Annotated in this window: 10 protein-coding genes; 7 read left to right on the forward strand and 3 right to left on the reverse strand. The window is 69.6% G+C overall.

Going from position 1 to position 11,934, the window contains the following annotated elements; translation table 11 throughout:
- Positions 1 to 40: 40 nt before the first annotated feature.
- Entirely contained in the window at positions 41 to 2,299 is a 2,259-nt protein-coding gene (locus tag VXM69_RS15125; RefSeq protein WP_367189841.1) for a glycoside hydrolase family 3 C-terminal domain-containing protein, read from the reverse strand.
- 151 nt (positions 2,300 to 2,450) lie between these two features.
- On the opposite strand from VXM69_RS15125, the gene VXM69_RS15130 reads away from it, so the two are divergent.
- A complete protein-coding gene (locus VXM69_RS15130) occupies positions 2,451 to 3,485 on the forward strand; it encodes an AraC family transcriptional regulator (protein ID WP_069705600.1) in 1,035 nt (344 codons plus the stop codon).
- 49 nt (positions 3,486 to 3,534) lie between these two features.
- Positions 3,535 to 4,326, forward strand: coding sequence for a GIY-YIG nuclease family protein (locus tag VXM69_RS15135; RefSeq protein WP_367189842.1), 792 nt, complete (start codon positions 3,535 to 3,537; stop codon positions 4,324 to 4,326).
- 54 nt (positions 4,327 to 4,380) lie between these two features.
- Here VXM69_RS15135 and ppa read toward each other — a convergent pair whose 3' ends face one another.
- A complete protein-coding gene (ppa, locus tag VXM69_RS15140) occupies positions 4,381 to 4,908 on the reverse strand; it encodes an inorganic diphosphatase (protein WP_011352863.1) in 528 nt (175 codons plus the stop codon).
- 225 nt (positions 4,909 to 5,133) lie between these two features.
- Here ppa and VXM69_RS15145 point away from each other — a divergent pair, with 225 nt between their 5' ends.
- The 5 genes from VXM69_RS15145 to VXM69_RS15165 all read left to right on the forward strand — a co-directional run bounded on the left by VXM69_RS15145 (position 5,134) and on the right by VXM69_RS15165 (position 10,680).
- Positions 5,134 to 6,573 (forward strand): aldehyde dehydrogenase family protein, encoded by a 1,440-nt coding sequence (locus VXM69_RS15145; protein ID WP_034186332.1) that lies wholly within the window; start codon positions 5,134 to 5,136, stop codon positions 6,571 to 6,573.
- Between the two features lie 68 nt (positions 6,574 to 6,641).
- On the forward strand, positions 6,642 to 7,400 hold the full coding sequence (locus tag VXM69_RS15150) for an SDR family oxidoreductase (protein WP_034186242.1): 759 nt from the start codon (positions 6,642 to 6,644) through the stop codon (positions 7,398 to 7,400).
- Positions 7,401 to 7,498: 98 nt separating this feature from the next.
- Positions 7,499 to 8,803, forward strand: coding sequence for an MFS transporter (locus VXM69_RS15155; RefSeq protein WP_034186243.1), 1,305 nt, complete (start codon positions 7,499 to 7,501; stop codon positions 8,801 to 8,803).
- 243 nt (positions 8,804 to 9,046) lie between these two features.
- Positions 9,047 to 9,457, forward strand: coding sequence for a helix-turn-helix domain-containing protein (locus tag VXM69_RS15160; protein WP_034186333.1), 411 nt, complete (start codon positions 9,047 to 9,049; stop codon positions 9,455 to 9,457).
- Positions 9,454 to 10,680: an alpha/beta fold hydrolase gene (locus tag VXM69_RS15165; protein WP_059560392.1), complete on the forward strand. Its 1,227-nt coding sequence runs from the start codon at positions 9,454 to 9,456 to the stop codon at positions 10,678 to 10,680. Before VXM69_RS15160 ends, VXM69_RS15165 begins: the two co-directional genes overlap by 4 nt.
- 64 nt (positions 10,681 to 10,744) lie before the next feature.
- Here VXM69_RS15165 and VXM69_RS15170 read toward each other — a convergent pair whose 3' ends face one another.
- Positions 10,745 to 11,932, reverse strand: a complete 1,188-nt coding sequence (locus tag VXM69_RS15170; RefSeq protein WP_034186245.1) for a heme biosynthesis protein HemY — start codon at positions 11,930 to 11,932, stop codon at positions 10,745 to 10,747.
- Positions 11,933 to 11,934: the final 2 nt, after the last annotated feature.

The raw sequence follows: 11,934 nt of genomic DNA on the forward strand, positions 1-11,934 counted from the left end.
CACGACCGGCCTCGCCGCATGACGCACGGCCGCCTCCGGCTCAGTGCGCGGCGAGCGTCACCGTCTGCGACAGCGCCTGCGGGTCGCGCGACGACGCGGCGGCCGACAGCACGTAGCTCCCCGCGCCGATCCGCCACGCATGCGCATTCGCATCCCATACCGCGAAGCGCTGCGCCGGCACCGCGACGCTGACCGTGCGTGCCTCGCCCGGCTGCAGCGCGACCTTGGTCCAGCCGACGAGCCGCTTCGGCGGCTCGCCGAGCGAAGCGGGCAGCGCCGCGTAGATCTGCACCGTCTGCGCACCGGCACGCGCGCCCGTGTTCGTCACCGTCACGCCGACCTTCACGTTGCCCGCCGCGTCGGCCTGAGCCGACATCCCCGACATCGCGTACGTCGTGTACGACAGCCCGTAGCCGAACGGGAACAGCGGCTCGATCGCCTTCGCGTCGAACCAGCGATAGCCGTACGCGAGGCCTTCCGCATAGACGGTCTGCGTGCGCGACGGATCGATCGCCGGCTGCGGCAGGTCGGCTTCCTGCTTCGGGAACGTCAGCGGCAACCGGCCCGACGGATTCGCGTCGCCGAACAGCAGGTCGGCGATCGCCTGGCCGCCCTGCGCGCCCGGATACCACGCATCGAGCACGCCGTGCACGTTCGCGAGCCACGGCATCAGCACCGGGCTGCCGTTCTCGAGCACGACGACCACGCGCTTCGCCTTCGCGGCGACGGCCGCGATCAGCGCGTTCTGGTCGTATTGCTGGTTGTACGGATCGGCCTTCGCATCCGGCAGCGACAGGCTCGCGAGGTCGAGCCCTTCCGTTTGCCACTGCGTCGCGAACACGATGGCGACATCGGCCTGCGCGGCCGCGGCCGCCGCGGCATTCGCATCGGTCCCGTCGAGATAGCTGACCGAGGCGTTCGGCGCCTTCGCGCGGATCGCCGCGAGCGGCGCGGACTTGTACCAGGTCGCGCAGCCGCCGAACAGCGTGCCGGCCGGTTGCTCGCAGGTCGTCACCGCGTTGCCGTCGATCGCCGGTACCGCGCCCGAGCCGCCGCCCGACAGCACGCCGGCATCCGCATGCCCGCCGATCACGACGACCGACTTGAGCGCGCCGGCCGCGAGCGGCAGCACGGGCTGCGCATCGCCGGGCGCGGCCGCGTTCTTCAGCAGCACCGCCGCTTGCCGCGCGATCGCCAGCGCATCGGCGTTGCCGGCGGCCTCGTCGATCGCACCGCCCGGCTTCGGCGGCGCATCCATCACGCCGATGCGGATCAGCGTGCGCAGCTTGCGCTGCACCATGTCGTTCAGGCGCGCGGCCGACACGCTGCCGGCCTGCAGCGCCGCGCGCAGCTTCGAGTTGAAGTAGGAGCCGAGCGGCGCGTTGCCGTCGTCGGCCGCGCCCGGCTGCTCCTCGTCGAGCCCGGCCTGCACGGCCGCGACGGTCGAGTGCGTCGCGCCCCAGTCGGACTGCACGACGCCCTTGAAGCCCCATTCGTTCTTCAGCACCGTCGTCAGCAGATACCGGTTCTCGCAGGCATACACGCCGTTCAGCTTGTTGTACGAGCACATCACGTTGCCCGGCTGACCGTCCTTCACGCCGATCTCGAACGCGAGCAGCTCGGCCTCGCGCATGGTCCGCTCGTCGACGACCGAATCGATCGTCATCCGGTTGGTTTCCTGGTCGTTGAACGCGAAATGCTTGATCGTCGCGATCACCTTCTGCGCCTGCGTCGCCTGCGTGCGCGCGGCGCTCAGCGTGCCCGCGAGCACCGGATCCTCGCCCATGTATTCGAACGTGCGGCCGTTGCGCGGCTCGCGCGCGAGGTTCACGCCGCCGCCGAGCCCTTCCGCGAAACCGAGCGCGCGCAGTTCCAGCGCGATGCGCGTGCCGTAAGTGCCCGCCAGCGCGGGATCCCAGGTCGCCGCGAGCGCGACCGGCGCCGGCAGCGCGGTCACGCGCGCGTTCTTCACGTTCACGCCGCCCGCCGAATCGGCGCTGCTGACCGCCGGAATGCCGAGCCGCGGCACGCCGGGGATGTAGCTGGCGCCGTTCAGCGCGTCGGCCGGGAACGGGCCGCCCAGGTCGAGCGCGGGCATGCCCGTGCCGTGCACGAGCTGCAGCTTCTCGTCGGTCGTCAGTTGCGCGACGAGCGCGGCCGCGCGCCGGTCGGCCGCCGCGTCGGGGTCGGCCGGCGCGCTCGGGCCCGCCTGGATGTCGTCGCCGCCGCACGACGCGAGCAGCACCGTGAGCGCACACGCGGACGCAATCGTCGAACACCGGAACAGCGAAGTTTTCATTGATCCTCCAGAATCGTTCTGTTGTACTTGTCGCCACACTCCAGCGTCCGAGTCTAAAAAGTGACCGGTCACCACGCTTGACCGGCAGGAGCATGCGTTGACCTCTCGCAGCGGGGACAAACCCGAACGGCATGACGACAGGGAGACAGACATGGAGTTGCAACAGAAATCGGTATCCGTACGGATCTACCGCTGGCTGTGCGAGGACGCGCGCGCGAACGGCATCGATCCCGCGCCGCTTTACGACACGCTCGGCATCGGGCCGGCCGAGCTCGCCGACGACGCGCGCCGCATCGCGGGCGACCGGCATGTGGCTGCGATGCAGCTGACGAGCGGCTGGCCGCTGTCGTGGCGTCGCCCGCCGCCGCAAGTCGTGCCGTGGCTCGTGCAGTTTCCCGAACTCGCGGGCATCACGTGCAACGCGGCGACGCTGCGCGACGCGCTGCACGGCTACCTGCACTATCGCGAGCTGATCGGCAACGTCGACTGGGTGTTCGCGCACGAGCATCGCGATGCGATCGCGCTCGAGTACGTGAACGAAGGCGACGGCCGGCACGCGGGCAGCGCATTCACCAACCTCGCGATCCTCGCGGCACTCGCGCGCCTGTACGATCCGCACGCACGCATCGCCGACGCCGAATTCGCCGGCCGCGCGTTCGCGCCCGCCGCCGCGCTGCGCGACATGCTCGGCGCGCCGATGTCGTTCGACGCCGCGCACAATCGCATCGTGCTGCGCTCCACGCACCTCGACACGCCGTTCGAGCGCTACAACGCGCCGCTCGCCGGCATCCAGCGTCATGCGGCCGACGCCGCGCGCGAGCGCGTGCGGGCACGCTCGACGTTCGGCTCGTCGGTCGAGCAGTGCGTGCGCGACTGGCTGCGCACGTCCGACGAAGTCGACGTGCCGACCGACACGCTGATGCAGCACGTATGCACGCGCTTCGCGATGTCGCGCTGGACGCTGCGCCGGCGGCTGCATCGCGAAGCCGTCGGGTTCCATGCGCTCGTCGCGCAGGCACGACTGGGCGAAGCACGCGACCTGCTGCTGAACACGCAGTTGCCGATCGGCGAGATCGGCGTGCGCGTCGGCTTCCGTTCGACGAGCGCGTTCACGCGCTTCTTCACGCGCGAACTCGGCGCGGCGCCGAGCCGCTTTCGCGACGGACACGGCGACCGGTGGCGTTGACGCGCGTTTTTTCTGAGACACTGGCGGCTTCGCACTCCGCCGCCCTGCCATGTCCTGGTTTCTGTATCTGATCGAATGCGCCGACGACAGCGTCTATACGGGCATCACGACCGACGTTGCCGCGCGCTTCGACGAACACGCGTCCGGCAAGGGCGCGCGCTACACGCGCTCGCGCAAGCCGCGTGCGGTGCTCGCGTCGTTTCCGCTGCCCGACCGATCGAGCGCGTCGCGGGCGGAATACTGGGTGAAGCGGCTTACGCCCGTGCAGAAGCGGAAGCTGGCGGCCGGGTTGCGGACGCTCGAATCGGTGTTGCCCGTCGTGGCGACGCTCGATGAAAGCGCGGACGCGGCCGGCTCACCGGTGCGCACGCGCGGGCGCAAGCAGGCGAAGGCGGAGAACGCCGACAACCTGGCGGACACGGCCGCGGCGCAACCGGCTGCAGCGGAAAACGTGAAGGCCGGGAAAGTCGGCAAACCGGCAAAGGCGGCAACGCGCAAACCAGCGGCGACGAAAGCCAAAAAGGCCGCGCCGGAAGCGAAACGTGCACAAGCCGACGGCGCCACAGCCGTAAAAAAGACCGCGTCGCGCGGCATGTCGGTAAAGAAGACCAGGCCGCCCGCATCCGCTTCATCGAAACCGAAGGCCCCGGCCGCCGTCGGCCAGCCCGCGGCGAACACGCGCAAGAACGCCGCTTCCGAGCCGGCCCGTCGCCGGCCATCGGCCGCGACAACCATCGAAGCGGCCCCGCCCCGCGCAACACGTGCGAAGACCGCGCCGGCCGCGGCGCCGTCCGCACGCCGGAAACCCGCGCGCCCAAAACAAAGCCGCGCGGCCTCCTGAGGAGACACGCGCGGTCTGCGTTCCGTACGAACCGGCCGTCGGCCGGCACGCCGCTTACTTCTTGTAGTTCGCGGCGCCGTCGGTGATTTCCTTGTGCGCGGCTTCGATGCCGGCCCAGCCTTCGACCTTCACCCACTTGCCCTTCTCGAGCGCCTTGTATTGCTCGAAGAAGTGCTTGATCTGGTCCTTCAGGTACTCGGGCACGTCGTCGATCGACTTCAGGTTCGCCGTCATCGGGCAGACCTTGTCGTGCGGCACGGCGACCAGCTTCGCGTCGACGCCCGACTCGTCGGTCATCTGCAGCATGCCGAGCACGCGCGAGCGCACGATCGAGCCTGCCAGCAGCGGGAACGGCGTGATCACCAGCACGTCGACCGGATCGCCGTCGCCCGACAGCGTCTGCGGGATGTAGCCGTAGTTCACCGGATAGCGCATGCCCGTGCCGATGAAGCGGTCGACGACGAGAAGGCCCAGTTCCTTGTCCGCCTCGTACTTCACCGGGTCGCTTTGCGCGGGAATCTCGATGATCACGTTGAAATCTTGCGGCAGGTCCTTGCCGGCCGGAACATGATTGAAGCTCATGAGCACTCTCTGTAGGTCGATGGGAATTCGGGACAGGGCGCAGCGGCCGATGCACCGGCGCGGGCGCCCCCCAAGGGAATGCGCCATTATAGCCAATCGACCGGTGGCGTCCGGATGACGATCGGCGCGATAATCGTTCCGGATGGTCGGCCGTCGCACTGCCGGCCGCGTGGCACGGCATCGGCGTCGGCGCTGAAGCGCCAACCCGGGTACACGGGAGCAGGCATGGAAGAGGCGAAGCACTTCATCGCGGGCGAATGGACGTTGCCCGCGCAACTGGAAACCATCGCGGTCGTCGATCCCTCCGATGGCCAGCCGTTCGCGGTCATCGCGCGCGGCACGGCGCCCGATGTCGAGCGCGCGGTCGCCGCGGCCCGCGACGCGTTCGCGGGCCCGTGGGGCGCCGCGAGCGCCGCCGAACGCGGCCGCGTGCTGATGCGGCTGTCGGCGCGCGTGACCGATTCGATCGAGGAACTCGCCGCGATCGAGGCGCGCGATACCGGCAAACCGCTGAAGCAGGCACGCGCCGACGCGGCCGCGCTCGCGCGCTACTTCGAGTTCTACGCGGGCGCCGCCGACAAGCTGCACGGCGAAACCCTCCCCTACCAGGCCGGCTACACGGTGCTGACGGTGCGCGAGCCGCACGGCGTCACGGGCCACATCGTGCCGTGGAACTACCCGATGCAGATTGTCGGGCGCAGCGTCGGCGCGGCGCTCGCGGCCGGCAACGCGTGCGTCGTCAAGCCGGCCGAGGATGCGTGCCTGTCCGTGCTGCGCGTCGCCGAGCTCGCCGCCGAAGCCGGCCTGCCGGCCGGTGCGCTCAACATCGTCACCGGCTACGGCCACGAAGCCGGTGCCGCGCTCGCGCGCCATCCGGGCATCGACCACATTTCGTTTACGGGTTCGCCGGCCACCGGCAAGCTGGTCACGCAGATGGCGGCCGAGAACCACGTGCCCGTCACGCTCGAACTCGGCGGCAAGTCGCCGCAGATCGTGTTCGCCGATGCCGATCTCGAGGCGGCGCTGCCCGTGCTCGTGTCCGCGATCGTGCAGAACGGCGGGCAGACCTGCTCGGCCGGCAGCCGCGTGCTGATCGAGCGCGCTGTGTACGAGCCGCTCGTCGAGCGCCTCGCCACCGCGTTCAACGGGCTGCGCGTCGGCCCGAGCCGCGCCGATCTCGACTGCGGCCCGCTGATCAACGCGAAGCAGCAGCAGCGCGTGTGGGATTTCCTGTCCGACGCGCAGCACGACGGCATTCCGATGGCCGCGCACGGGCAGGTCGTCGCCGATGCGCCCGAAAGCGGCTTCTACCAGGCCCCGGCGCTGTTGCGCGACGTACCGCCGTCGCACCGCCTCGCGCAGGAGGAAGTGTTCGGCCCCGTGCTCGCCGCGATGCGTTTCGTCGACGAGGACGAAGCCGTCGCGCTCGCGAACGGCACGCCATACGGCCTCGTCGCGGGCATCTGGACGCGCGACGGCGCGCGCCAGATGCGGCTTGCGCGCCGCCTGCGCGCGGGCCAGGTGTTCATCAACAACTACGGCGCGGGCGGCGGCGTCGAGCTGCCGTTCGGCGGCGTCGGCCACTCGGGCCACGGCCGTGAAAAAGGCTTCGAGGCGCTGTACGGCTTCACCGCGCTGAAGACGATCGCGATCCGCCACGGCTGAACGCGCCGGCGGCGGCCGGTCGCGACATGACGCACGACGATTCTGATAACCAGTACAGGAGACACACCATGCGGTTGAGCGGCAAGACGGCCATCGTCACGGGCGGCGGCTCGGGCTTTGGCGAAGGCATCGCGAAGACGTATGCGCGCGAAGGCGCGAACGTCGTCGTCAACGACCTGAACGGCGCGGCGGCCGAGCGCGTCGCGAGCGAGATCGCGCTCGCGGGCGGCAAGGCGATCGCGGTCGCCGGCGACGTGTCGAGGCAGGACGACTGGCATGCGCTGCTGCAGGCCGCGCTCGACGATTTCCACGCGGTGCAGATCGTCGTGAACAACGCGGGCACCACGCACCGCAACAAGCCCGTGCTCGACGTGACGGAAGCCGAGTTCGATCGCGTGTACGCGGTCAACATGAAGAGCCTGTTCTGGTGCGTGCAGACCTTCGTGCCGTACTTCCGCGCCCAGGGCGGCGGCGTGTTCGTCAACGTCGCGTCGACGGCCGGCGTGCGGCCGCGCCCGGGCCTCGTCTGGTACAACAGCACGAAGGGCGCGATGATCACCGCGAGCAAGTCGCTCGCGGCCGAGCTCGGCGCCGACCGCATCCGCGTGAACTGCATCAATCCCGTGCTCGGCGAGACGGCGCTGATGACCGAGTTCATGGGCTGCGAGGACACGCCGGAAAACCGCCGCCGCTTTCTCGCGACGATCCCGCTCGGCCGCTTCTCGACGCCGCAGGACATCGCGAACGCGGCGCTCTACCTTGCATCCGACGAGGCCGAGTTCATCACCGGCGTGTGCCTCGAAGTCGACGGCGGGCGCTGCATCTAGTCGTAACGGGCGGCACGACAATCACGCCATTGCTTCGCACGAAACCGGACCGGGCGCCGCTGCGCCCGCTCCGGCCAACTACAAGGACTGGAGACAACATGGCAACATCGACGCAGTCGCTGCCGGGCTCGTCCGGCGCATTCGAGGAAGCAACCTACCGCAAGGTCTCGTGGCGGCTCGTGCCGCTCCTGCTGCTGTGCTACGTGGTCGCGTATCTCGACCGCGTGAACGTCGGCTTCGCGAAACTGCAGATGGCGAGCGACCTGAACCTGAGCGACACCGTGTACGGGCTCGGCGCCGGGATCTTCTTCTTCGGCTATTTCCTGTTCGAAGTGCCGAGCAACATCATCCTGCACAAGGTCGGCGCGCGGGTGTGGATCGCGCGCATCATGGCGACCTGGGGCGTGATCTCGATCCTGACGATGTTCGTCACGACGCCCGCGATGTTCTACGTGATGCGCTTCCTGCTCGGCGTCGCCGAAGCGGGCTTCTTCCCCGGCGTGATCCTCTACCTCACGTACTGGTATCCCGCGCACCGGCGCGGCCGGATGACGACGTTCTTCATGACGGCCGTCGCCCTGTCCGGCGTGATCGGCGGGCCGATCTCGGGCTTCATCCTGAAGGCGTTCGACGGCGTGAGCGGCTGGCACGGCTGGCAATGGCTGTTCCTGCTCGAAGGCATCCCGTCGGTGCTCGCCGGCGTGCTCGTGTTCTTCACGCTCGACGAGCGGATCGCGAAGGCGACGTGGCTGACAGACGAGGAAAAGGCGCTGCTCGCCCGCAACGTCGACGCGGAGGAAGCGACCAAGGAGGACCTGTCGCTCGGCGCGGTGATGTCGAGCCCGCGCGTATGGCTGATGGCGCTGATCTATTTCTCGTTCGTGATGGGGCTCTACGGCGTCGGCTTCTGGCTGCCGACGATCATCAAGGCGACGGGCGTGACCGACACGATCATGATCGGCCTGCTGTCGGCGATTCCGTATGCGGCCGCGGTGGTCGCGATGATCCTGATCGCGCGCAGCGCGGACAAGCGCCGCGAACGCCGCTGGCATCTCGCGATTCCGGCGGCGATCGGCGCGCTCGGGCTCGTGCTGTCGGTGATCTGGGCGCACCAGACCGCGCTCGCGATGTTCGGCCTCACGCTCGCGACGATCGGCATCCTGACGACGCTGCCGCTGTTCTGGAGCCTGCCAACCGCCTTCCTCGGCGGCACGGCCGCCGCGGCCGGCATCGCGATGATCAATTCGATCGGCAACCTCGCCGGCTTCCTGAGCCCCTACCTGATGGGCTGGCTCAAGCAGGCGACGAGCGCCAACGATGCGGGCATGTACATGCTCGCCGGGTTCCTCGTGCTCGGCGGGCTGCTCGCGCTGTCGGTACCGAAGCGGCTGGTCGACAAGTAATGCGCGGCGCGTAACCGCACACCGGGCACACGGAGCGCGCCGGCCGACCGACTGCCTCCACCGAAACGCCCCGGCGACCGGCATCCGTCCGGTCGCCGGGGCGTTTTTGCTTTCGGACCGGCGCCACCCGGATCGACCGGACGCCACGCCAGACGGACGATGGCACCTTATCCACCAAATTATTCCCTTATGCTCCTATATATATGGAACAATAAAGAACATTAAGGGAATCATTTGCCGATCATGTTCCACACCGTCGAAGACACTGCCGCACGCCTGCGCGTCCATCCGAAGACCGTCCTGCGGTTCATTCGCGACGGCAAGCTGCGCGCGACGCGGGTCGGCCGTGCGTACCGCATCCTCGACACCGACCTCGCCGCGTTCGCGCCGGCGGCGCCGGCCGCCGCTCCGCGCGCGGTGCGCGTCACCAGCATCGTCGACATCCCCGACGCGTCGCAATCGCTGCACCAGTACCTGTCGCGGTCGCTGCACGCGATGGCGTCGGGCCGCACGTCGTACGTCGATCCCGTGCGGATCGACGTCACGTTCGACCCCGCCTCGAGCCTGGTCAAGGTCGTCGTCGCCGCGACGCCGGCCGACACGGCGGCGCTGATGTCGTCGCTCGACATGCTGCTGCAGAAAAGCGGGACATGAGCGCGATCTTCCGGTCGCCCCGCCACGCACGCGCGATTCGCGCCGCCTACGCGGCCGCGCTGTCGCACTGGCCGGCCGGCCATCGGCGCATCACGGTGCAAACGCGCCACGGCGCGACGCACGTGATCGCCTGCGGCCCCGAACACGCGCCGCCGGTCGTGCTGATCCATGGCGCGCAGACGACGGCGGCCAGCTGGCAGCACTACGCGGCCGCATGGTCGACGCACTTCCGGCTCTACGCGATCGACGTGATCGGCGAAGCGGGGCCGAGCGCGCCGTCGCGCCCGCCGCTGGCAAGCGACGCGTACGCGCAATGGCTCGACGACGTGCTGGACGGCCTGCAGGTGTCGCGCGCCGCGTTCGTCGGCATCTCGCTCGGCGCGCGCACGGCGCTCGACTTCGCGTTGCGCCGGCCCGCGCGCGTGACGCGGCTCGTGCTGCTCTGCCCGTCCGGCATCGGCCGGCAAAAGCCGTTTCTGTGGTGGGCACTCCCGCTGCTGCTGCTCGGCGAGGTCGGGCGCGCCTGCGTGCGACGGCGCGTGCTCGGCCGCCTGCCGCCCGCGTCGACGCCGGCCGAACGTGACGCGCTCGCACTGATGCGCGCCGTCGATCGCGGGTTTCGCCCGCGCCTCGAACCGATCCCGGTATTCGACGACGCGACGCTGCGCACGCTGTCCGCGCCCGTCCTGGCGATCGTCGGCGGTCGCGACGCGCTGCTCGATTCACGCGACACGCACGATCGCCTGACGCGTCTCGTACCGCACGCGCAGGTCCTGATGCTTCCCGAGCAGCGTCACTTCATCCGCGGGCAGCGCGACAACGTGCTCGCGTTTCTCATCTCGACGAAACCGATCGACATGCACCACCGAATCGTTCAGGCAGCCGGCAGCCGCGTGCTGGTCCGCGATCCTTGTGCCGGCCTCGTGCGGCGGGAAAGCGATGCGCTCGACCTCGTCGCGCTTGCGCACGAGCACGAAGCCGACTGGATCGCGATCGCCGCGGACGCGCTGCACGACGACTTCTACCGGCTCGACAGCGGGCTGGCCGGCACCGTGCTGCAGAAGCTCGTCAACTACGGCGTCCGGCTCGGCGTGGTCGGCGACATCGACCGCCGGCTCGCGCGCAGCGAAGCGCTGCGCGCGCTCGTTCGCGAGTCCAATCGCGGGGAGTCGGTCTGGTTCGTCGCGAGCGAGGCGGACCTGCTGCGCAGGCTCGGCGCATGACGGACAAAAAAAGCCCCGAAGGCCGCCTGGCGTTCGGGGCGTCTTGCGCGGCGCAGCCGCCGCGTCAGACCACGGTGATCGCGAGCGCGCTTTCGCGATAGTGCTTCGCCGCCTTGTCGGTTTCGCCGAGCTGCTCGAACAGGCGCGCGAGCGCGCGATGCGCCCGCACCTTCAGCGCGTCGTTGTCGGCCAGCTTCAACGCCGATTCGAGAAACGACTGCGCCTTGCCCCACAGCTGCTGCTGCTGGCAGAGGCGGCCGAGCGCGAACAGCAGGTCGGCATCGTCCGGGTGATCCTTCTTCCACCCTTCCGCCTTCTGGATCAGCGGCAGCGCATCGGCGCCGGCCGTATCCGGGTAACGGCGCAACAGGCGTGCATCCCAGTTGTGCGCGAGCGCGTCCTCGACGATGCGGCGCGCTTCGTTGCGACGCTCGAGCGGCACGAGCAGGTCGGCCGCGAGATCGGCCAGACGCGGCGACTGGCGCTCGACCGGCGACAGCGACTGCCACACTTCGAGCAGCGCGTCCGGGTCGTGCCGGCGTTCGCGCAGCAGGTTTTCCGCCGCCTGCTGGCGCAGCCGCACGGCCGCGGCCGGATGCAGCGCCTCGCGCTTCTCGAGCGCCTTGGCGAGCTTCAGCACCTCGGCCCAGTTCTTCAACTGCTGCTGCGCACGCAGCGCGACCTGCTGCGCATGGATGCGCTTGCCGCCGGCCTGCATGTCGGCGAGCGCGGCGAGCGCGCCGTCGGCATCGCGCGCATCCGCGCGCATGTCGGCCGCGGCGAGCAGCCGTGCGTCCTGCCATTCCGGCGCATCGACTTTCGACAGCCAGTCGTCGCGGCGCGTGTACTCGTGCATCCGGTGCGCGGCCGTGGCGCCGACGAGACTCGCGGCGCCCAGGTTCGCGTCGACCGACAGCGCTTCACGCGCGGCCTTCTCCGCGCGCGAGAAGCGGCCCGCGTACAGGTTCGAAATCGCATCGCGCAGCGACGCCTGCGCCTTCTCGTTGCGCGAACGCGCACGATACGCGGCAACCCGCTGCGGCATGCGCCAGATGTTGCGCACGATGCGCAGCAGCGCGTACACGACGATGAACAGCACGACGATGGCGATCACGAACAGGTTCAGCGACACGTCGACCCGGTACGGCGGATAGACGAGCAGCACCTGCCCCGCGTCGAAACGGCCGACGGTGGCGAGCGCCGCGGCGATCGCGAACAGGACCGCGAGCCAGACGATTCCTCGAAGCGTCATCG

The organism is Burkholderia sp. Ed8, assembly GCF_040761425.1.
Classification (GTDB): domain Bacteria; phylum Pseudomonadota; class Gammaproteobacteria; order Burkholderiales; family Burkholderiaceae; genus Burkholderia; species Burkholderia seminalis.

Bases quoted from the DNA above. Each gene is read 5' to 3' on its own strand.
- VXM69_RS15125 (WP_367189841.1), bottom strand. From the start codon at position 2,299: ATGAAAACTTCGCTGTTCCGGTGTTCGACGATTGCGTCCGCGTGTGCG.
- VXM69_RS15130 (WP_069705600.1), top strand. From the start codon at position 2,451: ATGGAGTTGCAACAGAAATCGGTATCCGTACGGATCTACCGCTGGCTG.
- VXM69_RS15135 (WP_367189842.1), top strand. From the start codon at position 3,535: ATGTCCTGGTTTCTGTATCTGATCGAATGCGCCGACGACAGCGTCTAT.
- ppa (WP_011352863.1), bottom strand. From the start codon at position 4,908: ATGAGCTTCAATCATGTTCCGGCCGGCAAGGACCTGCCGCAAGATTTC.
- VXM69_RS15145 (WP_034186332.1), top strand. From the start codon at position 5,134: ATGGAAGAGGCGAAGCACTTCATCGCGGGCGAATGGACGTTGCCCGCG.
- VXM69_RS15150 (WP_034186242.1), top strand. From the start codon at position 6,642: ATGCGGTTGAGCGGCAAGACGGCCATCGTCACGGGCGGCGGCTCGGGC.
- VXM69_RS15155 (WP_034186243.1), top strand. From the start codon at position 7,499: ATGGCAACATCGACGCAGTCGCTGCCGGGCTCGTCCGGCGCATTCGAG.
- VXM69_RS15160 (WP_034186333.1), top strand. From the start codon at position 9,047: ATGTTCCACACCGTCGAAGACACTGCCGCACGCCTGCGCGTCCATCCG.
- VXM69_RS15165 (WP_059560392.1), top strand. From the start codon at position 9,454: ATGAGCGCGATCTTCCGGTCGCCCCGCCACGCACGCGCGATTCGCGCC.
- VXM69_RS15170 (WP_034186245.1), bottom strand. From the start codon at position 11,932: ATGACGCTTCGAGGAATCGTCTGGCTCGCGGTCCTGTTCGCGATCGCC.